Genomic DNA, 19,235 nt, shown 5'->3' on the forward strand with positions numbered 1-19,235 from the left:
CGCCTTTTCTATCTTTTCCTCTATTATACTAAAACAGAAGAAGAATGACTGGATCAGTGATTTGTCAGACTCGTTAAGGACTCGACCGAACTTGCCACTTGGGACACAGTTTGTTTGACTTCTTTCAATTCGTTTAGGAATGTTTGCAAATCTATTTCAATTTTTCCGTTTTGGTTTTTGCTTAAGTTCATGCTGCTGACGATATCATCGAATAGCGAGTTGATTTGGGTCATTTTTTCTTTACTGTCTGTCACAAGTAAATTCACATCAGCAATATGCTGTGACACAATGGCGATTTGTGAATTTGTGTTGTTGACGAGCTCAGATACAGTTGAAACCGTTTTCTTTGTATCCTCTGATAATTTGCGAACCTCGTTTGCAACGACAGCAAAGCCTTTGCCATGTTCACCTGCTCGAGCTGATTCGATTGAAGCGTTTAAAGATAGTAAATTCGTTTGCTCCGCAATACCTGTGACGATCCCAAAAATTTGTTCAATTTGTTTCGCAATTTCTTCTAAGCGTTTAATTTCTGTTTCAATCTTTGTCATACTGCCGTCAATTTGGTTCATTTGCGTCTGCTGAATTTCTAACTCTTTTTTACCGCCAATTGATTTCTCTTCAACTTGTGCTGAAATCTTTGTGCCAGCCTGTGACATATCCGCCATCTCATCAGATTTTGATACAAGTTTGTCCACTGCATTTGTTGTGTTTGAGAAGAGAGATGCAAGTGAATTAGATGTTTCTGTAATTTTTGTATGAAGCTCTTTTTGCTGTAGTTCTGCTTCATCACGAACTTTAGAGTATTCATTTTGGAACGTATCTAGGACAAGCTGCTGCTCTAGATTTAAAATTTTCGTCGTCGCTTTCACTGCCGTCTGATATTCTTTGAAATCTTGGATATGCTGGGCAAATAAATCCATAATGGATAGCAATAGGTCTTGGAAGGCTGCCATATACCATTTAGGTTGAAGTCCAATTCTTAAATGAACTTGTGCAATTTTAATTCTTTTGGCCACATAAGATTCGTCAATCACACCGGCAAACATTTCACTAATATGAATGCGTAGTGTTTTCTTTAGACGCTCGACTGAGCTGTTATCTTGAATGATGTGCATCAAGGAAGACTCGACTTCTAGGTTTTTATAAAATTTATCGACGATATGTTCAATTTCATCTTGAACGATTGGATTCAGCTGTTTCAAGATAAAAAGGTCTTGCTGCGTCAAATCAATCATTTTAATTTGTTTGGCAATGTCCGTATTCTCCGGAAAATTGATTCGTTTTATCCCATCATCCTGCTGTGTGAAAAAAGCAGTGTTTTTCTTTTTACTCTCTTTTTTAAATAACAATGTGTTTGTCCCCCCATGATTATCAAAAATATCAGACTTTATGTTTTTTATCGGATAATTTTGGTTTTTTTAAAGGGAAAACAGTGAAATTTTACTGTTCTTTATATGACCTTTTTAGTGGTTTTTTAGCCGGACCTTCTACTACTTCTCCCGTAATGGAGAAACGAGACCCGTGACAAGGACAGTCCCACGTGCGGTCACTATTATTCCACGCGACTTCACAGCCTAAATGAGTACAGGTTGTATCGACAAGAAAGATATCGCCGTCCTCTGACTTAAATGCGCCACATTTTTTATGCTCATAAGACACAATCCCGCCTTCACCCGGTTTTAAATCATCAATTGTTTGATCAGCTCGTTTTAATTTACCGCTGATTAGCTTCGCTGCAACATTGGTGTTTTCTTTGATAAAGTCTTTTACGAATGCGTCTGACACGAGTCTTGATGGAGTAAAGATGGATTCGTAAGGATCCGATTTTCCTTCGATCAAATCTCCGATCAGTGTCGCTGCTACGTGGCTTGTGGTCATGCCCCATTTTCTAAAGCCTGTTGCAACAAAAATATTCGAATGATGTGTTGTCAGGCGGCCAATGTAAGGGATTTGATCCATTGTGACCATATCATGCGTGGACCAGCGGTAAAGGACTTCCGTTATACCAAGGGTGGCTTCACCAAACTTTTCTAGTGCTTCATAGTGTGCGGATTCATCTCCGCCTTGTCCGGTTTTATGGCCTTGTCCACCGATGAGCACGACATCTTCTCCATGGAATTTCGCCGTTCTTAATGAATGGGCAGGCTGATCAATTCCTAAGTACATGCCGTCTGGAAGCGGTTTGCTTGTTTTGGCTGCGACGACATAAGATTGCTCAGGATGGATTCGTGTGAAATACAGTCCTTTGCCATCGTAAAAAGGAAAGTGTGAGCATGAAATGATAGAGCGCCCCATCAGATGATGACCACTTTTTGTGATGACAGCAGGGTGTTTTCCTTCTTTTACATCGACTGCCGCTGTCTGTTCAAATATGCGCACGCCTCGGTCAATGAGTTGATCGATCAGTGCATGAAGATAATGAAGAGGATGAAATTGTGCCTGCTGCGTCATGGCGAGGGCTGCCTTGATGCCAGCATCAAACGGGAGCGCTGTTTTCCATTCGCGATCGATACCGAGCTGTTTGTACGCATCTAATTCCTTCTTTAACTTTTTGACGCCGTTTTCTTTTGTTGTATAAAGATAAGCATCTTTTACCTCAAGATGACAATCAATGTCATACTCTTTCACACGTGCTTGGATGAGTTCCTTAGCTTTTTCATTTGCTTCTACATATAAACGGGCTTTCGGCATACCAATATGCTGAATCAGCTCATGATAGTACACATCATGCTGGGAGGTAATTTTCGCTGTCGTATGTCCAGTGGTTCCTTGCAATACTTGATCAGCATCTATGATGATGACATCCAGTCCGCGTTCTGTCATTTCAAATGCAGTAGCGATACCGGTAATACCGGCACCGACAATGATGACATCTGCTGTAAGGTCTTCGCTGACAGTAGGAAAAGAGGGCTTCTCACTATCAGCTAGCCATAACGACTTTGCTTGTTCCGATCCTTTATGTTCTTGTTCCATGTTGTCGCCTCCAGTCACTTGTTGTGTATAATTTTTCCACGATGCTGAAAATCATACATTTTAGTGAAAACAAGAGCGAAATACATAAAAAAATGAGCAACACATAAAAATAAACGAGATAAAAGGAAGGAGTGGACTGACGTGTCAACAAAGCAGCCAAAGAAAACGTTACCGCCTCAGCATCAGAGCGAACGTCCAGGACTTGAATATAAAATGAACCCTAGACCTATCTTTGATCGAGAGGTGCAAGGCAAAAAGCTGACAGGGAAAACGGCGATTGTCACAGGTGGAGACAGCGGGATTGGAAGAGCAGTATCTGTCTTATTTGCGAAAGAAGGAGCCAATGTAGCGATTGTTTATTTGAATGAACATCGTGATGCGGAAGAAACGAAGGACTATATTGAAAAAATGGGAGGCCGCGTCATTTTAATAGCAGGTGATCTAGGGGATGAAGCTTTTTCAAACGAGGTCGTCAAACAAACAAAAGATGCTTTCGGTTCGATTGATATTTTGGTCAACAACGCAGGTGAACAGCATCCGCAAAAAAGCATTGAACAGATTACCTCTCACCAGCTTCTTCGGACATTTCAAACGAATATATTTGCCATGTTCTATTTAACAAAAGCGGTGCTCCCTCATTTAAAGAAAGGAAGCAGTATTATTAATACAGCATCGGTCACTGCTTATAAAGGTCATGAAACCTTAATTGATTATTCATCGACAAAAGGGGCGGTTGTAACGTTTACAAGGTCATTATCTCTATCTCTGATCAAACAAGGGATTCGGGTAAATGGGGTAGCGCCTGGACCGATTTGGACACCACTGATTCCATCCACATTTACGGAAAAGGAAGTGTCTGAATTTGGTGGAGATGTCCCAATGGAGCGGCCTGGTGAGCCAGTAGAGTTAGCGCCAAGTTATTTATTTTTAGCGAGCGAAGACTCTTCTTATATGAATGGACAAATGATTCATGTGAATGGCGGAACCATATTAAATGGATAAAAACAAAAAACTTGCGGTAAAGAGACAAGTTTCTGTCTCTCTGCCGCAAGTAAAATCATCATAATTAATGTAAGCAGTGTTCTGCATATTGAGCTGACAGGTCGTTGAATCGCTTTTCATCACGCTGATCCAGTGCCTTATCAATCTCTTCTCTAAGGAAGGTTAAGCGCTGTTTATAAAGCGCCTCATCTAAAACCATTTGAATATAGATGTCTAAAATCGTCACGCCGTTTTCTTCGGTTTTTTGGGTGTTGCGGGACTTCATGAGCTCAGCATACGTTTTTTTCTCTTTCATAAAGAATCCCCCCGATGCCTTTTTTATAGTATATGGATTGGCGGAGAAAAAATCAACAAGAATTTATAATTTTTAGACAATTTATTTTTGAGCCATATCGACACTCCTTGTCCAGTCGACAAGATGCGATATATCTTTAAAAATGGCTTTTAGATAGATCGAATGTACTAAATAACATGATAAAAAGATAATTTTAAATAAATATTGAAAAAATCCTGTCGTTTCTTATACGTTGGTGATAGATTAATAGTATCTAAAATAACCAAAAATTAACACAGGAGGAAATGAAGTGTCAGGAATTAGTGAAACACCATTAGATTCATACGTCATTAATCAAACAACAATGGCGGTCCTTCCGGTTGAAGAAGGAAAACGAGTATATTCAAAAGTGATCGAAAGAGAGACAAGCTTTTACGTTGAATTAAAGCCGCTGCAAATTATAGAACGCAGTTGCAGGTTCTTTGGCTCAAGCTATGCAGGCAGAAAAGCGGGAACATATGAAGTAACAGGTATTTCCCACAAGCCTCCCATCGTGATTGACTCATCCAATCATCTGTATTTCTTCCCAACCTATTCATCCAACCGCCCTCAATGCGGATGGATCTCCCACAAATACATTCATAACTTTCAGGAATCATCCCTCGGAGATACGGTTGTTACTTTTACAAATGAGCAATCGGTCAAACTAGATGTCTCATATAAGTCATTTGAGAGTCAGGTACACCGAACAGCGTATCTCCGAACGAAATTTCAAGATCGACTTGATGGAGGTCTTCCTAAGAAACAAGAATTTATGCTGTATCCAAAGGAACAGCAGCTCAACCTTGTGTATGATTTTATCTTAAGAGAACTTCGTAATCGTTATTAGTGAGAGACCAGCGGCAGACAGCCGCTGGACTGCTTACTCATCGCCATCACTTTTTTGCAGAAAAAACCATTGATTATCGTATAAAAAAATATATAATTTATCTATATCGTATAATTTTTTATATAATGAAAGGGGTCATGGGGATGATGTATGAAGAACTGGATACGCCGGCACTACTCATTGATAAACGGGTGTTGATGGAGAATGTAGCGGCGATGCAACAATACGCAGACCGTCAGCATGTCAAATTGCGCCCTCATACGAAAACTCATAAAACGCCTGCACTTGCCAAGCTGCAGGAAGAGAAAGGTGCATCTGGCATTACGGTAGCGAAAGTAGGAGAGGCTGAAGTAATGGCAGCCCATGGGCTAAAGGATATTTTTATCGCCAATCAAATTGTAGGTGAGATTAAACTCAAGCGGATTCGTAAACTGGCAGAGTCGATACAGATTTCATTCGGTATAGATTGTGTTGAGCATGTGAAGCAGATTGAGCAAGTCTTTTGTGAATCAGAGAAAAAAGCGGAGGTTTTAATTGAGATAGAGGTTGGAGAGGGAAGGTCTGGTGTCATTGAAGAACGTGATTTCTGCCACATATTAGAGGCGATTCAAACAAGTGATGCCGTTCATTTAAAGGGGATTTTTTCTCATGATGGTCATACGTATCAAGCGGAAAGTAAAGCACATTGCCGGACATTATACGAGGAGGCTGTAAATCGAACACTCCGTTTTGCGCAGATTGCAGAAGAAGCTGGTATGCCGCTAGAGGTCGTCAGTATTGGATCAACACCGCCATTTTTATTTCAATTTGATATTCCAAAAGGAGTCACTGAAATACGGCCAGGCACATACATCTTGATGGATGCTTCCCAGTCCAATGTAATCGGCACATATTCACATTGTGCAGCATCTGTGCTGACGACGGTCATTAGTAAACCGACAGAGCGCCGGGTGATTACAGATGTAGGGGCCAAGGGGCTGACGGCACAAACGCGTACAAAAGGGCTGACCAAAACAGAGGGCTTAGGCAAAGTGAAAGAATATGATGATGTATTTGTTTCAAACGTATTTGACGAGCATGCCATTATCTATCATGAAGGCTTTCGTCAAAGTGTACAGATTGGTGAGAAGGTGCAAATGATTCCGAATCACATCTGTCCTGCTGTGAATCTTCATGAAAAAGCATACCTCATTCAAGATGGCAAGGTGGTAGAAGAGCTGGAGATTGCTTGTAAAGGAAAGCTGCAATAAATGGGTAGGATCATAGAGGGTGTTGCCGCTATGCAGAGCAGAATATAAGGTAGCTTCCATTCAAGAAAGATCATCATTTGAAATCCATACATCTAAGGAAAAGGCGCCGAAAGGGGTCTTTTTTATTTGAGAAAAAATGACGAAGATGAAATAGATTGAAACCAAATGTGCCTTTCTCGTCGTCTATTGACTGTATCATCATGAAATGGCAGGGAAATGTGAACCATTAGAAGGATTTTCATTCATTTCCGCATAAATCACAGAAGTGATACATGCGGTCTGTTACAATAAAAATAAGTCATTTCTTACAAGGTGTTCGTATGAGGTAAAAGTTGATCATATTTGACCGATATGAACAAATGGGAAAGAGAAATGGGGGCCCTGTATGAAAAAACGATGGCATTTGATGCTGCTATTTACCGTGACAGTGACACTACTCACGGCCTGCAATCAAGCAGGTCAGCCGCCTTCAAAACAAAACACAAAAGAAGCTGCGTATGAACAATGGGTTCAGCGTTATATGGATGAGTTAAATGAAGCATATGAAAACATGACCGATCAATTTATTTCAGATGGACACGGAAAAATTCAAGTAAATGAAAAATTGACAAAAGCGACGAAAGCATTCGACCGTGTCATTCAAAAAGGGCTTACTCATCAAGAAGTGCCAGCTGTGTATCAAAAGGCAGACAAACAATTAAAGGCAGGTCTTGCTTCATTTGAAAAAGGAATTAGCAAGGTAGAGCAGCTGTTAAAGCGTCCTGATCAAGAAAAGCTGTTTATGTCAGCCACTCAACATTTTCAAGATGGATTGCAAGAGACAGCCTCTTTCATTGAAGAAGTGGGAAACGTTCAGCAATCACAATGAAAAGCCTGGAAGAGAGACTTCCAGGCTTTTTTAGATGTGCAGTGTTTGCTTTAATCGGCGTACACCTTCTTGAATCATGGCTTCATCCGTACAGGCAAAACCAAGCAGCAACCCTTTCCTTTTGCTTTCATAACAATAGGGGCTTAATGGATAAATGCCGACACCTGCCGCTTTTGCGGCCTCAATCGTACCTTGTTCATCAAAGTCTGATGTTCCTTCCAAAAAGACGTGAAGGCCTGTATCGGTTCCATATAAACGGAAGTGTTTGTCAAAGTGATGTGTCAAAAGAGCATCCATCATCGCTGCCTGCCGTTTTTTATACACCTGTCTCATCCGCCTGACATATCGCGTAAACTCTCCTTCTCTGAAAAAAGAGGCAAGAGTGATTTGCTCCATGATCGGCAGCTGTCTTTGAATAAGTGATTGCAGTGCAGCGATTTCTTTGATGACTGCTTTGGAGCCGATGATGGCAGCAAGGCGGATGCCTGGAGCAAGTACCTTGGAAAAGCTGACAATATAGATCACATGATCGGGTGCTTCTGAAAATAAAGAAGGAAGCGGTCCGCCATGATAACGATAATCCCCATCGAAATCATCTTCCAATATATAAGATTGAGCCTTCGCAGCAAACTGCAACAGCTCCCGTCTTCTATTGACGCTCATACAGACACCGGTTGGCCGCTGATGAGAGGGCGTTACAGCTATCAGCTTTGTACGTTCTGGCAATGTATTCACCATCATTCCTTCTTCATCGACTGGTGCGGGGTAAATAGTCATTTCGCGATGTAAAAAGGACAACCTAGCTCCAGGAAAACCAGGATCTTCAACAGCTACTGTATCTCCTTTTTTGAGCATGACTTGTGAAATTAAGTCAATGGCTTGCTGTGTGCCCCCTGTTAACACGATTTGGTCTTCTTCTATATCAATGCCGCGTTCAACCGATAAGTATTGGCGAATTTCAGAACGCACTTCCCATAATCCATGCGGAGAAGAATAGCCCCAATCTTTCATATTTAAGCGCTGTAATGCTTTTAGAAGCGAGCGTTTCCATATGTTTTGAAAATGGTCGTCGATGGCTGGTTCTTGATGGCGGAAATCAATCTCAAGTGTGTCATGAAATTGATTGGCCGAGAGCCAGTGATTCATTTGTTTCTCAGCCTCGTCAAAGTGAGGTCTTGTCGGAAGTGCAAAAGGCGGTTCGTTTTGATGTGGGGGAGAAGCAGCATTGTGATCACTTGAAATGACCTTTGTTCCGCCTCTTCTAGAGGTGCTGACATAGCCTCTTGCCAGCAGTTCATCATAGGCAAGCTGTACGGTGGATCGAGATACGTTGAGCTCTTGTGCTAATACTCTTGACGGAGTCAACTGATCCTCAGGATTCAGTGTGTTTGTATGAATTTTTTGAATGATGCCATTGACGATTTGCTGCCAGAGCGGGGTAGAGCTGGAACGGTCTAAATGAATGTACACAGTGCACCTTCTTTCCCTTGTCATGTCATCATTGATGATGACATGGAATTATGGACTGGTCAATAGCTTCGTTTTTGGATGTAGGAAGAAATCCAAATGATGTGTACACTGGTTCATATCATTTGCACAGAGGAGAGAGTCCCATGATTCCTGCATCAAAAGAAGAAACAGCACAGCTATCTATGATTCCGTTTGTGTTCGTTTTATTTAGCCTTTTTATGATTACAACAGCAGTGAACCTGCAAGTCCCTCTTTATACGGAATATGCAGAGCAGGCAGGATACGGAAAGGCGTCAACAGCCCTTGTGTTTGCTGCGTATGTTTTCGGACTGATTCCAGTATTATTGTTACTTGGCGGCATGTCTGACCGGGCAGGACGAAAACCGATTTTATTGATCGCACTTTGCTTTTCATTATGTGCCACCCTGCTCATGATCGTGCATCCGACCATACAAATGCTCTTTGTCGCCCGGCTGCTGCAAGGAGTGGGACTTGGGTTAAGTGTTGGCACATGTACTGCCTACTTGATTGCTTTATATCCAGAGAAATCGGGCTGGATCCCAACGTTTATCGCATTATGCAGTTCAATTGGATTTGGGGGAGGTGCTCTTTTTACAGCGATTCTTTCTTTTGAGCAAGTGTCACTGACGCCTCTTAGCTATTGGATTGTGTTGGTCTTGATTATGTTGACGATTGTTGCTGTATTCTTTTTGGTGCCGCCTGTACAAGGAGAGGCAAGTAAACCGCTAATGAACATGCCGAGGTTTCCAAAAGGGACAATGCCTGCGAACATAGCCATTGCTATCGCATGGTCTGTGTGCGGTCTTGTCATTTCGATTTTGCCAGCACAGCTTAAATTAAATGGCTATGAATTGTGGGTAGGCCCGGCGCTGTTTTTTATTAATATGGCAGGTGTTCTGATGCAGCCTTTTGTCCGAAAGATGAATAGCAGTGCAGCGCTTCGTATCGGTTTTATTTGTCTTCCGTGTGGATATGGCCTGCTGTTATTCGGTGCTAATAGCGGGTCCATTTTCCTTGTCCTTGCTGGAACTCTTTTAGCGGGCACAGCTTGCTATGGATTTACTTACTTAGGTGGTCTCCAGCTGATTGTTGAGAAAGGGAAGAAGGAAGCGGCTAGAGCCGTTGCTGGATATTACTTGTTTGCGTATCTAGGTCTTGGCATACCAAGTGTGTTCGTTGGTCTCTTTGCTGATATGTACGGTACTCAGACAGTGTTAACGCTCTTTTTCATGCTCGTGCTGGCTGCCTGCCTGATCTTACTTAGTTTAAGTTTCAGAGAGAGGCAAAAGTGAAATGGATTCTTTCTCTTTCCTCTCCAATTCGTTTAAAATAAAGACAGAAGAGGGGGAGGGAAATGAAAAAAGTACAGCTAAATGGTGCGATGTGCAGATCACAAGAGGAGCTTCATGATCAACTAAAAACAGTGTTACAACTTCCTGATCATTACGGCAAAAATCTTGATGCCCTTTGGGACTGTTTAACAGGAGAAGTGAGCTTGCCTTTAGAGCTCACGTGGATTCATTATCAAGCAAGCAAAGACGAGCTTGGTGATTATGCAGAGAATTTGCGGCAGTTATTACAAGAAGCTGAAGAGGAACTGCAAGGGCAGTTTCAATTGAATATTGAAGCGTAAAAAGCAGCTGATTCCAAAAGCTGTTTTTTTTATGCGGTTTTCACCCTCATTCTACTATTGAATATTTCACTAAATATGATAATATATGAACTGTCGCTTAATTGATAATGATAATCATTTGTGGCAGAGAGCTTGATAGAAAGTGTGAACCCTGTATGAAGTTGTACCAATTAAGTTTGTTGTTTTTGTGTTTGGCATGTGCGTCGCTGTTTGTCGGGGTACAGGACCTGTCTCTTTTACAGTTGTTTCATCTATCAGATGAACAAATGAACACCTTATTTTCAAGTCGCATCCCGCGGCTAATGAGTATTGTGCTTGCTGGCATGAGCCTGAGCTTATGCGGTTTTATCATGCAAAGCATGACGAGAAATAAATTTGTCTCTCCAACGACTGCAGGAACAATGGATTGGGCCAAGCTGGGTATTTTAACCGCCATGCTTGTTTTTACACAGGCAAGCCCGCTGATGAAAATGGCGATTGCGTTTTTATTTACGTTAGCTGGCAATCTATTATTCTTAAAAATTTTACGCCATATTAAGGTGAACGATACGATCTACGTACCGTTAGTCGGCTTAATGTTTGGCGGAATTGTTAGTTCAATTTCCACGTTTATAGCCTATAAATATGATTTGATCCAAAACGTATCCGCATGGCTGCAAGGGGATTTTTCTCTTATTGTTCAGGGGCGTTATGAACTGCTCTATGTGAGTGTTCCTCTATTGATCATCGCGTATTTATATGCTGACCGCTTTACAGTGGCTGGTATGGGTGAGAGCTTTGCCGTCAATTTAGGTTTAACGTATAAACGTGTCATGGCAGTTGGTTTGGTGATTGTTTCGATGATTACGTCTGTAACGATTTTGACTGTTGGCATGCTGCCATTCCTCGGCTTAATCATTCCGAATATTGTATCGATCTACCGAGGGGATCACTTGAAAAAGAGCCTGCCGCATACGGCTTTATTAGGGGCCATTTTTGTGCTCATATGTGATGTACTCGGACGGGTGATCATTTATCCATATGAAATATCTGTCGGGCTTATGGTTGGCATCATTGGAAGTGCGATCTTCCTGTACATGTTATTAAGGAGGAAGCGCTATGCATAAGAAACGAACATTATTTCTCATTGCAGCCATTGCAGCCGTATTCGTTGTCATCTTCGTCACCTTTCAAATGGGGTACTGGGAGTACACAGTGCCGAGCCGTTTAAAAAAGGTGCTTGCCATGACTTTGACAGGAGGCGCGATTGCCTTTTCCTCTGTTGTGTTTCAAACATTGACCAATAACCGAATCTTAACGCCAAGCATTTTAGGGTTAGACGCGCTTTACTTGTTTTTGCAAACGGCGATTATTTATCTTTTTGGATCGACCAATATGATGATCGCGAATAAGAACCTGAATTTCTTTCTCTGCGTTGGATTAATGATTCTTTTTTCTGTGCTGCTCTATACGGTCATGTTCAAACGCAAAAACAAGCATATTTTCTTACTCCTGCTTGTCGGGATTGTGTTTGGAACATTGTTCAAAAGTCTTTCTTCCTTTATGGAAATGCTCATTGACCCGAATGAATACCAAGTCGTACAGGACAAGTCCTTTGCCAGCTTTAATCACATGAACACAGATATTTTACTCTTCGCTTCTCTTTTATTTGCGGCACTTTGTCTTTATATATGGACCTTCCGCGCGAAATTAGATGTCATGTCATTAGGAAAGGAACAGGCTGTGAATCTTGGGATTGACTATGACGGGATCACAAAAAAGATGCTGATCGTCATTGCCGTCCTTGTTTCGATTGCGACGGCCCTCGTCGGCCCGATTACGTTTCTTGGCTTACTCGTCGTAAATGTGGCAAGAGAGCTGTTTCGTACATATCGGCACACGTACTTGCTATTAGGCTCGTTTTTCATTAGTGTCATTGCGCTTGTAGGCGGGGAATTTCTTGTGGAAAAGGTATTTACGTTTCAAACACCGCTTAGTGTGCTAATTGATTTAGTCGGCGGACTGTATTTTATTTATCTACTTTTAAAGGAGAGTCGTTCATGGTCGTGATGAAGGGAGTCAGTAAGACATATAACGGAAAAACAGTGCTTCACGAAACAACTGTCAGTGTAAAAAAAGGACAGCTGACCTCTCTCATTGGTCCAAATGGCGCAGGCAAAAGTACGCTTTTGTCCATCATGAGCCGCCTGATTCAACCTGATACTGGGGAAGCTTATTTAGAGGACAAACCTTATCGTGCTTACTCTCCTCAGGAGCTTGCGAAAAAAATGAGCATCTTGAAGCAGTCGAACCACATGAGTGTGCGTCTGACCGTTCGTGAGCTTGTCAGCTTTGGCCGCTTTCCTTACTCTCAAGGCCGCTTGACAAAAGAAGATGAGAACATGATTGATGTGTCGCTTCAATACATGAGACTCGTCGAAATCCAGCATCAATATTTAGATGAACTAAGCGGCGGACAAAGGCAGAGAGCCTTTATTGCCATGGTGCTAGCTCAGGATACGGATTATATTTTCTTAGATGAGCCTTTAAATAATTTAGATATGAACCATTCAGTTGAAATGATGAAGCTGTTTCAGCAGCTCGTGAAAGATCTTGGAAAAACGATTGTTGTTGTTCTCCATGATATTAACTTTGCATCTGTCTATTCAGATCACATCGTCGCCTTAAAAGAGGGTCAGGTGATCAAAGAAGGAAGCGTTGATGAAGTGATTCAAACAGAAGCACTTGAACACATTTATGACATGCGCATACCGATCGAAGTCATTCGTGGTGAGCGTATTTGCTTATATTTTTCTTGAAAAAATGAAGAGGTGATCAATCATGAAAAAATGGATTTGGATGATAACAGTATTAACAGCGATTGCTGTCCTTGCTGCCTGTGGTAACCAAGGAAAAACAGCGGGAACGAATGAGGAAACCGTAACAGTAAAGGATATGTTGAATAAAGACGGTGTGAAGGTCAAGAAAAACCCGAAAAAAGTCGTCGTCTTTGATATGGGAAGTCTCGATACACTTGATAAGCTTGGTGTCAACGTGACAGCCTTACCAAAACAAGTGATTCCTCACTATTTATCTAAATATGAAAGTGACAAATATGAAAATGTCGGCGGGTTAAAAGAACCAAACTTTGAGAAAATTGCAGAGATGAAGCCTGACTTGATCATTATTCAGCACCGTCAAGCAGATGCATTTGATGAATTTTCTAAAATTGCTCCGACGATTTATATGGATGTAGATAATGCAAACTATATGGATTCATTTAAAAAGAATGCTGAAACATTAGGAAAGATTTTTGATAAGGAAGACAAAGTCAAAAAAGAACTTTCTGCCATTGACCAAAAAGTGGCTGCATTAAAGAAACAAGCAAAAGAGTTAAAGAAAAATGGACTCGTCATCATGGCGAACGACAGCAAAATGACGGCATTTGGTCCTAAGTCAAGATATGGTCTGATCCATGATGTATTTGGCATCACACCAGCAGATCAAAAGCTAGAGCCATCTGATAAACATGGACAAAGCATTTCGTATGAGTATATGGTCAAAACGAACCCAGATTACTTATTTGTCGTGGATCGCGGCGCGGCGATTGGAGAAGAAACGTCTGCGAAACAGCTTGTTGAAAATGATTATGTGAAATCAGTCAAAGCGGTTAAAAACAATCATGTGGTGTATTTAAACTCTGACATGTGGTATTTAGCAGGCGGCGGCCTTGAATCATTGAATGCGATGATTGATGAAGTGAAAAAAGGAATTGAACAAAAGTAATGGATGAAAAGCTGCTCATTTTGAGCAGCTTCAGCGTGTAGACAAACCCTCGCATTCGGTGTCAGTCCTGCGTGCTGGTGCTCACGAATGTGAAATTCGCTCCGCGCCAGTACTCGTCCTTCCTAGACTGCAAAGGTTTTCTATCACGCTGAAAAGAAGACAAAGGGCTAAAATCAAGTTCATTTTAGCCCTTTGTCAGCAATCTGAAGCTGCTTATTTTGAGCAGCTTTTTTATTGTGGATACATAAAAATATGTTGCATGCAGGAAACTTTCATCAAAATATGTTATAGTGGAACCTACATTGTGAGACTAAGATAGAGTGAGGGTTCGGAAAGGATGAAGGAGAAAACAAGATCAAAAAGAAGGCTAAGACCTTGGGTGAAAGTCGTGCTGTTTATCATGGCATTTGTCATGATCATGGCAGTATCTGTCACAGGATACGCATACTATAAAATTTCAAAAGCGTCGAATAAAGCGCAAGTATCTTTAGAAAGAGGAGAGACCTCGCAAAAGCGTGTGAAAGCTTTTGATCCAGGAAAGGATAGCTTTTCGGTGCTGCTCTTAGGGATTGACAGCCGTCCAGGTGAAACGGTAGACGAAGCAAGAAGTGATGCGGTCTTACTGGCGACGGTGAATCGAACAGACAAAACGATCAAGCTCCTAAGTATTCCTCGTGATTCTTATGTTGATATACCGGGGAGAGGATATGATAAAATTGCTCACGCCCATGCGTTTGGGAGTGCAGATTTATCAGTCAAAACGGTAGAGAATTTGTTAAACATCCCGGTAGACTATGTGATTGCAGGAAACTTTAAGGCGTTTCAAGACATTGTCGATGAGCTAAATGGAATTGACGTAACGATTGAAGATGAAGGCATTGCAAAACAAATGGAAAAGGATTCGAAAGGAAAAGTTCATGTGGAAACAGGCACGCATACGCTCAGTGGTGAAGAAGCATTAGCGTTTGTGAGAACGAGAAAGGCAGATAGTGATCTCATGCGCGGAAAGCGCCAAATGGAAGCACTTCAAGCCATCTTTGAAAAATCCAAATCCATTTCTTCCATACCGTCTTATGACAACATCATTGATACACTTGGGGATAACGTCTCCACCAATTTATCCATGAAGCAGTTGATCGGTCTATTCCCTTTACTGAGTTCATTAAAATCAGTGGATACCATTCAGTTAAAAGGGCACGATTACCAGCCTGGGAATGTGTATTACTTTGAGTTAGATGGACCAGGATTAGAAGAAGTGAGACAAGAGCTGAGAAAACAGCTCGAATTATCATAATTGAGAAAGAGCCTGCCGCTGTGGCAGGCTTCAGCGTGTAGACAAACCCTCGCATTCTTTGTCAGTCCTGCGTGCTGGTGCTCACGAATGTGAAATTCGCTCCGCGCCAGTACTCGTCCTTTCTAGACTGCAAAGGTTTTCTATCACGCTGAAAAGAAGACAAAGGGCTAAAATAAAGTTCATTTTAGCCCTTTGTCAACAATCTGGAGCCTGCCACTGTGGCAGGCTTTTTTTAATAATAGAGGGTTGCAGGCATCGTTGGGTACCACACACCATTTAAAGCAAGCGCCCAGCCATACACCTTTTGACCTGATTCAATCTTGTCCTTTACCGAAGTGAGTGCTTCGTATGAAAAGACTTGATAAGCCTGTCCGGTTTTTTTAGCGACAATGACCGATAGAATATTGTCATTGAATACACTTGGCTCTTCGTCCGTACTCGTCCAAGCAATTCGATTATAGTAATTCATGTTAAAAGGATTTTCGAGTGCTTTCACTTCAAACTTCACTCGTTTTCCAACGATAGAAACCGTTGTATAGGCTACACTTGTTATTTGTGCAGATGCTGCTGGGGCTTGTTTTCCTGTTTGCAGTGGTTCTAATGCTGACACTGTGCTTGGCACAAGTAATCCTGCTGCTAAGGTGAGTGCTGTTATTTTTTTGAACATGAGTTGGAACCTCCTAATTTTTGGTATAACAATCAATTCGCCAAAAACTGAAGAGTTCCTTCTATAAATGTAAAATATAACCATATTATTTTCCTGAATGGAGGAAATAATGGGTGAGCATTTCCTCTACACGATGACGTATACGGGGATTAAAATATTTATGCTTTTCTTCATAGCCATTTATCAGAAATAAATATGTCGTAAATCCTTCATCGTGTTCAATTTGCTGTACGTTCATTTTTTCTTTACGTAACTGTTGTTTCAGTTGATAAAGGGCTTTTTGTGCTTCTTTTAATGAAGAGGTGACTAGCTGAATATATGGTTCATTTAGTTTGAATGTTTGATGTTTTTTAAGGTACGTCAAATCACGATTGAGGATGGAGATGACCATTGGAAGAAAGATGGCCTGTTCCATCATCTGAAGCTGTACGCTTGATAATCTCGTCATGTCCATGCCTGCTTTCTTTATTTATAGAACATTTGTTCTTATTTATTATATCGGATGAGTTAAAAAATCTCAAGGGGGGCTGAGAGGGATTCATTTGTATATTTTTATGTTTTCCATGTAAAATGAAAGATAGACAAACCTTGAAGGAGTCAAACAAGTTGCCATTATTTCTTTCTATATTTACTCATGAAAATATCACATCATTTTTTGAAAGCTACAAGGCTTTTGGACCCATTGTGGCTATATTACTCCCTTTAATAGAAGCATTTCTACCGTTTTTACCTCTCGTGGCATTTGCGGTGGCCAATGCAAATGCTTTTGGGCTATGGGAAGGCTTTTTATTGACCTGGATTGGTGCAAGTGCAGGGTCTATCCTTGTCTTTTTACTGATCAGAAAATTTGGACAGATGAGGATGCTGAACTTTATTAGCAGACACCCTTCTATTCAAAAGCTAATGCTTTGGGTTGAAAAACGGGGATTTGGTCCGTTATTTATTTTACTCTGCTTTCCTTTTACACCTTCTGCTGCCGTTAATGTCGTAGCAGGTCTATCAAGAATCAGCGTCTGGCAGTTCTCATTAGCTGCTTTATCAGGGAAGTGTGTCATGCTCTTTATTATTAGTTTTATTGGCTATGACATTTCAGCTTTAGTAAAGAATCCGTTAAGAAGTGTTTTTGCGGTTCTAGTCATTGCTTTATTATGGTATGTTGGAAAGAGAGTAGAAAATAGGTTGAATATTCGGATGAGTCAGCGTGAGGACAAAGGAGGCTCTTAATGAAAAAGAAGCCATTGCTATGGTTCATGATTATTACATGCATCGTCTTGTTGTTCCAAGTAAAGAATTTCATGTTTGTCACGTACAAAGTAGAAGGGGTTAGTATGGACCCGACATTTACAGATGGAACAGAATTATTAATTAACAAGTTCTCGCCAAAACTCACGAAAATTAGCCGGTTTGACTATGTGTTATTTCATGGCCCTAAAAATCAAATCTTGATCAAACGGGTCATTGGACTTCCAGGAGAAACAATCAAATATGAAGATGATCAACTGTTTGTTGATGGTGTGAAATGGAAAGAACCGTATTTAAAAGAGCAGAAAAAACATAAAATGGGCAACGTCCTAACAGGTGATTTTCAGCTGAAAGCCATCACCGGTCGTCAGAACATACAAAACAATCATTACTTCGTGATCGGAGATAATCGAATACATAGCTTTGACAGCCGGCATTTTGGAACGATCTCAAAGGATCAAGTAGTCGGTGTAAAAAGGAATCATGATGAATAAAAAAGAGCCGCTCTGCTTATGCAAAGCGGCTCAGCGTGTAGACAAACCCTCGCATTCGTTGTCATGTCTGCGCTCCAGTGCTCACGAATGTCAAATTCGCTCCGCTCTTGTGCTCGACCTTCCTAGACTTCAAAGGTTTTCTATCACGCTGAAAAGAAGACAACGGGCTAAAATCAACATCATTTTAGCCCGTTGTCAGACCATCTGAAAGCCGCTCTGCTTATGCAAAGCGGCTCTTTTTATTTAGCGGCTTTATAATCAGTCTGTCTTTTTGCCCAGACATGATGTAAGAAACGAAAAAATGGTGGCAGCATGGCGATGACCAAAATAATTCTGACAACTTGTACAGCCACAACAAATGTGGAATCCTCATGAAGTGTCACAGCTGTTGTGGCCATTTCTGCAATACCGCCAGGCGAAAAAGCAAGAATGGCCGTAATGACAGAAATACCTGTTATTTCTGCAATGGCAATTGAACTGAGAACGGTCGCAGCAATCAATCCGGCTGAGCTGACGACGGCCACAATCAAGGTATTTTTTAGTCCGACAAACATTTGTTTATTCATTTTTGACCCGATGGTTGCCCCTAGAAATACTTGTGACGCAATGTTCGCTTGGGCTGGCCAGTAAGGAATCAAATCATGACCTGTCAAGGCGCCTGCCCCTACTTGGAGAGCCGCCACACCTAACATACTGCCGATCAGCCAAGGGGCGGGAAAGTGAAGACGCACGGCTAGGCGTGACATCAGCCATGCCCCTAAAATGAGTGCAGCAGTCCAAGAAATGTTTGATATTGTGAAAACGCCTGATGAGAAGGCGCTGCCTTGGGCGACTACCACATCTGATTGGCTTTTTGTATTTAAATAAAATACCGTAAAAGGAATGGTCAGTACGACCATTAACACGCGTATCGTTTGTACAAGACTCACTACAGCTGTATTTGCTCCAACCTCTTGGGCTATGCCCGGCATAGCGGAAAGACCGCCGGGGGCAGTGCCTACAAAGCTGGTCAGCATATCTGTTTTACTCAGCTTCCATAAGACAAACCCGGAGAGCATGGCTAATAAAATAGAAAAAACGAGCATGAAACTCACGGGAAGCCAATTTTCAGCGAAAATGTGAAGGACTTTCATGTTCATTTTTTGTCCTAGTTCGATTCCGAGAATGAATTGACCAAGGAGTAGCCATCTGCTGTGAATACGTAAGGTATTCTTTCCTTTACGCTGAAACAGGGCGGGACGGCGCAGGGCAATAAATGCAGCTGTCATTAATGTGCCAATCATCCAGCCGATAGACATCCCTGTTAGAGACAAAAGGAATCCACCTAAACCGCTTACCGCAATCAAAATGAGATCGGTTCGAAGGCTGTTTCCTTGCTTCATCACGTATAAAC

Annotated in this window: 20 protein-coding genes; 13 read left to right on the forward strand and 7 right to left on the reverse strand. The window is 41.5% G+C overall.

Features of this window, described 5'->3' with window-relative positions:
- Positions 1–53: 53 nt before the first annotated feature.
- Together MKY11_RS05135 and MKY11_RS05140 are read right to left on the reverse strand one after the other, a co-directional pair.
- The gene (locus MKY11_RS05135; protein WP_007497200.1) at positions 54–1,349 is read right to left on the reverse strand and encodes a globin-coupled sensor protein; all 1,296 of its coding nucleotides are present in this window, start codon (positions 1,347–1,349) and stop codon (positions 54–56) included.
- A gap of 91 nt (positions 1,350–1,440) precedes the next feature.
- Positions 1,441–2,973 (reverse strand): FAD-dependent oxidoreductase, encoded by a 1,533-nt coding sequence (locus MKY11_RS05140; RefSeq protein ID WP_342501908.1) that lies wholly within the window; start codon positions 2,971–2,973, stop codon positions 1,441–1,443.
- Positions 2,974–3,114: 141 nt separating this feature from the next.
- Between MKY11_RS05140 and MKY11_RS05145 the strand changes: the two genes are divergently transcribed.
- Positions 3,115–3,975 carry an SDR family oxidoreductase gene (locus MKY11_RS05145; protein ID WP_268356345.1) on the forward strand — a complete coding sequence of 287 codons (861 nt, stop codon included), beginning with the start codon at positions 3,115–3,117 and terminating at the stop codon, positions 3,973–3,975.
- A gap of 64 nt (positions 3,976–4,039) precedes the next feature.
- On the opposite strand, the gene MKY11_RS05150 is transcribed toward MKY11_RS05145, so the two are convergent.
- Positions 4,040–4,270: an IDEAL domain-containing protein gene (locus tag MKY11_RS05150; RefSeq protein ID WP_003210924.1), complete on the reverse strand. Its 231-nt coding sequence runs from the start codon at positions 4,268–4,270 to the stop codon at positions 4,040–4,042.
- A 289-nt stretch (positions 4,271–4,559) separates the two neighbouring features.
- On the opposite strand from MKY11_RS05150, the gene MKY11_RS05155 reads away from it, so the two are divergent.
- The 3 genes from MKY11_RS05155 to MKY11_RS05165 all read left to right on the forward strand — a co-directional run bounded on the left by MKY11_RS05155 (position 4,560) and on the right by MKY11_RS05165 (position 7,256).
- Positions 4,560–5,138, forward strand: a complete 579-nt coding sequence (locus tag MKY11_RS05155; protein WP_041507498.1) for a competence protein ComK — start codon at positions 4,560–4,562, stop codon at positions 5,136–5,138.
- A gap of 143 nt (positions 5,139–5,281) precedes the next feature.
- Positions 5,282–6,388 (forward strand): alanine racemase, encoded by a 1,107-nt coding sequence (locus tag MKY11_RS05160; protein ID WP_268356343.1) that lies wholly within the window; start codon positions 5,282–5,284, stop codon positions 6,386–6,388.
- A gap of 385 nt (positions 6,389–6,773) precedes the next feature.
- On the forward strand, positions 6,774–7,256 hold the full coding sequence (locus MKY11_RS05165) for a hypothetical protein (RefSeq protein WP_138278362.1): 483 nt from the start codon (positions 6,774–6,776) through the stop codon (positions 7,254–7,256).
- A 30-nt stretch (positions 7,257–7,286) separates the two neighbouring features.
- Here MKY11_RS05165 and MKY11_RS05170 read toward each other — a convergent pair whose 3' ends face one another.
- Positions 7,287–8,726, reverse strand: a complete 1,440-nt coding sequence (locus tag MKY11_RS05170; RefSeq protein ID WP_342501909.1) for a PLP-dependent aminotransferase family protein — start codon at positions 8,724–8,726, stop codon at positions 7,287–7,289.
- 143 nt (positions 8,727–8,869) lie between these two features.
- Between MKY11_RS05170 and MKY11_RS05175 the strand changes: the two genes are divergently transcribed.
- From MKY11_RS05175 to MKY11_RS05205, 7 genes are all read left to right on the forward strand, one after another.
- Entirely contained in the window at positions 8,870–10,039 is a 1,170-nt protein-coding gene (locus MKY11_RS05175) for an MFS transporter (RefSeq protein ID WP_203144230.1), read from the forward strand.
- Positions 10,040–10,101: 62 nt separating this feature from the next.
- Entirely contained in the window at positions 10,102–10,380 is a 279-nt protein-coding gene (locus tag MKY11_RS05180; RefSeq protein ID WP_039167440.1) for a barstar family protein, read from the forward strand.
- A gap of 155 nt (positions 10,381–10,535) precedes the next feature.
- On the forward strand, positions 10,536–11,486 hold the full coding sequence (locus tag MKY11_RS05185; RefSeq protein WP_039167438.1) for an ABC transporter permease: 951 nt from the start codon (positions 10,536–10,538) through the stop codon (positions 11,484–11,486).
- On the forward strand, positions 11,479–12,429 hold the full coding sequence (locus tag MKY11_RS05190; RefSeq protein WP_045034717.1) for an iron chelate uptake ABC transporter family permease subunit: 951 nt from the start codon (positions 11,479–11,481) through the stop codon (positions 12,427–12,429). Before MKY11_RS05185 ends, MKY11_RS05190 begins: the two co-directional genes overlap by 8 nt.
- Positions 12,420–13,178 (forward strand): ATP-binding cassette domain-containing protein, encoded by a 759-nt coding sequence (locus MKY11_RS05195; protein ID WP_019743341.1) that lies wholly within the window; start codon positions 12,420–12,422, stop codon positions 13,176–13,178. Before MKY11_RS05190 ends, MKY11_RS05195 begins: the two co-directional genes overlap by 10 nt.
- 22 nt (positions 13,179–13,200) lie before the next feature.
- Positions 13,201–14,145 carry a siderophore ABC transporter substrate-binding protein gene (locus tag MKY11_RS05200; protein WP_045034716.1) on the forward strand — a complete coding sequence of 315 codons (945 nt, stop codon included), beginning with the start codon at positions 13,201–13,203 and terminating at the stop codon, positions 14,143–14,145.
- A 337-nt stretch (positions 14,146–14,482) separates the two neighbouring features.
- Positions 14,483–15,439, forward strand: a complete 957-nt coding sequence (locus MKY11_RS05205; RefSeq protein WP_007499147.1) for an LCP family protein — start codon at positions 14,483–14,485, stop codon at positions 15,437–15,439.
- Between the two features lie 232 nt (positions 15,440–15,671).
- On the opposite strand, the gene MKY11_RS05210 is transcribed toward MKY11_RS05205, so the two are convergent.
- The gene (locus MKY11_RS05210; protein ID WP_039167431.1) at positions 15,672–16,106 is read right to left on the reverse strand and encodes a hypothetical protein; all 435 of its coding nucleotides are present in this window, start codon (positions 16,104–16,106) and stop codon (positions 15,672–15,674) included.
- Positions 16,107–16,191: 85 nt separating this feature from the next.
- On the reverse strand, positions 16,192–16,554 hold the full coding sequence (locus tag MKY11_RS05215; protein ID WP_017360224.1) for a hypothetical protein: 363 nt from the start codon (positions 16,552–16,554) through the stop codon (positions 16,192–16,194).
- A gap of 158 nt (positions 16,555–16,712) precedes the next feature.
- Between MKY11_RS05215 and MKY11_RS05220 the strand changes: the two genes are divergently transcribed.
- A complete protein-coding gene (locus MKY11_RS05220) occupies positions 16,713–17,330 on the forward strand; it encodes a TVP38/TMEM64 family protein (RefSeq protein WP_017366969.1) in 618 nt (205 codons plus the stop codon).
- Positions 17,330–17,842, forward strand: coding sequence for a signal peptidase I (lepB, locus tag MKY11_RS05225; RefSeq protein ID WP_007499139.1), 513 nt, complete (start codon positions 17,330–17,332; stop codon positions 17,840–17,842). Before MKY11_RS05220 ends, lepB begins: the two co-directional genes overlap by 1 nt.
- Before the next feature lie 239 nt (positions 17,843–18,081).
- Here lepB and MKY11_RS05230 read toward each other — a convergent pair whose 3' ends face one another.
- Positions 18,082–19,224, reverse strand: a complete 1,143-nt coding sequence (locus MKY11_RS05230) for an AbrB family transcriptional regulator (RefSeq protein ID WP_007499137.1) — start codon at positions 19,222–19,224, stop codon at positions 18,082–18,084.
- Between the last annotated feature and the right edge of the window lie 11 nt (positions 19,225–19,235).

The organism is Bacillus sp. FSL W7-1085, assembly GCF_038595035.1.
GTDB lineage: Bacteria > Bacillota > Bacilli > Bacillales > Bacillaceae > Bacillus > Bacillus altitudinis.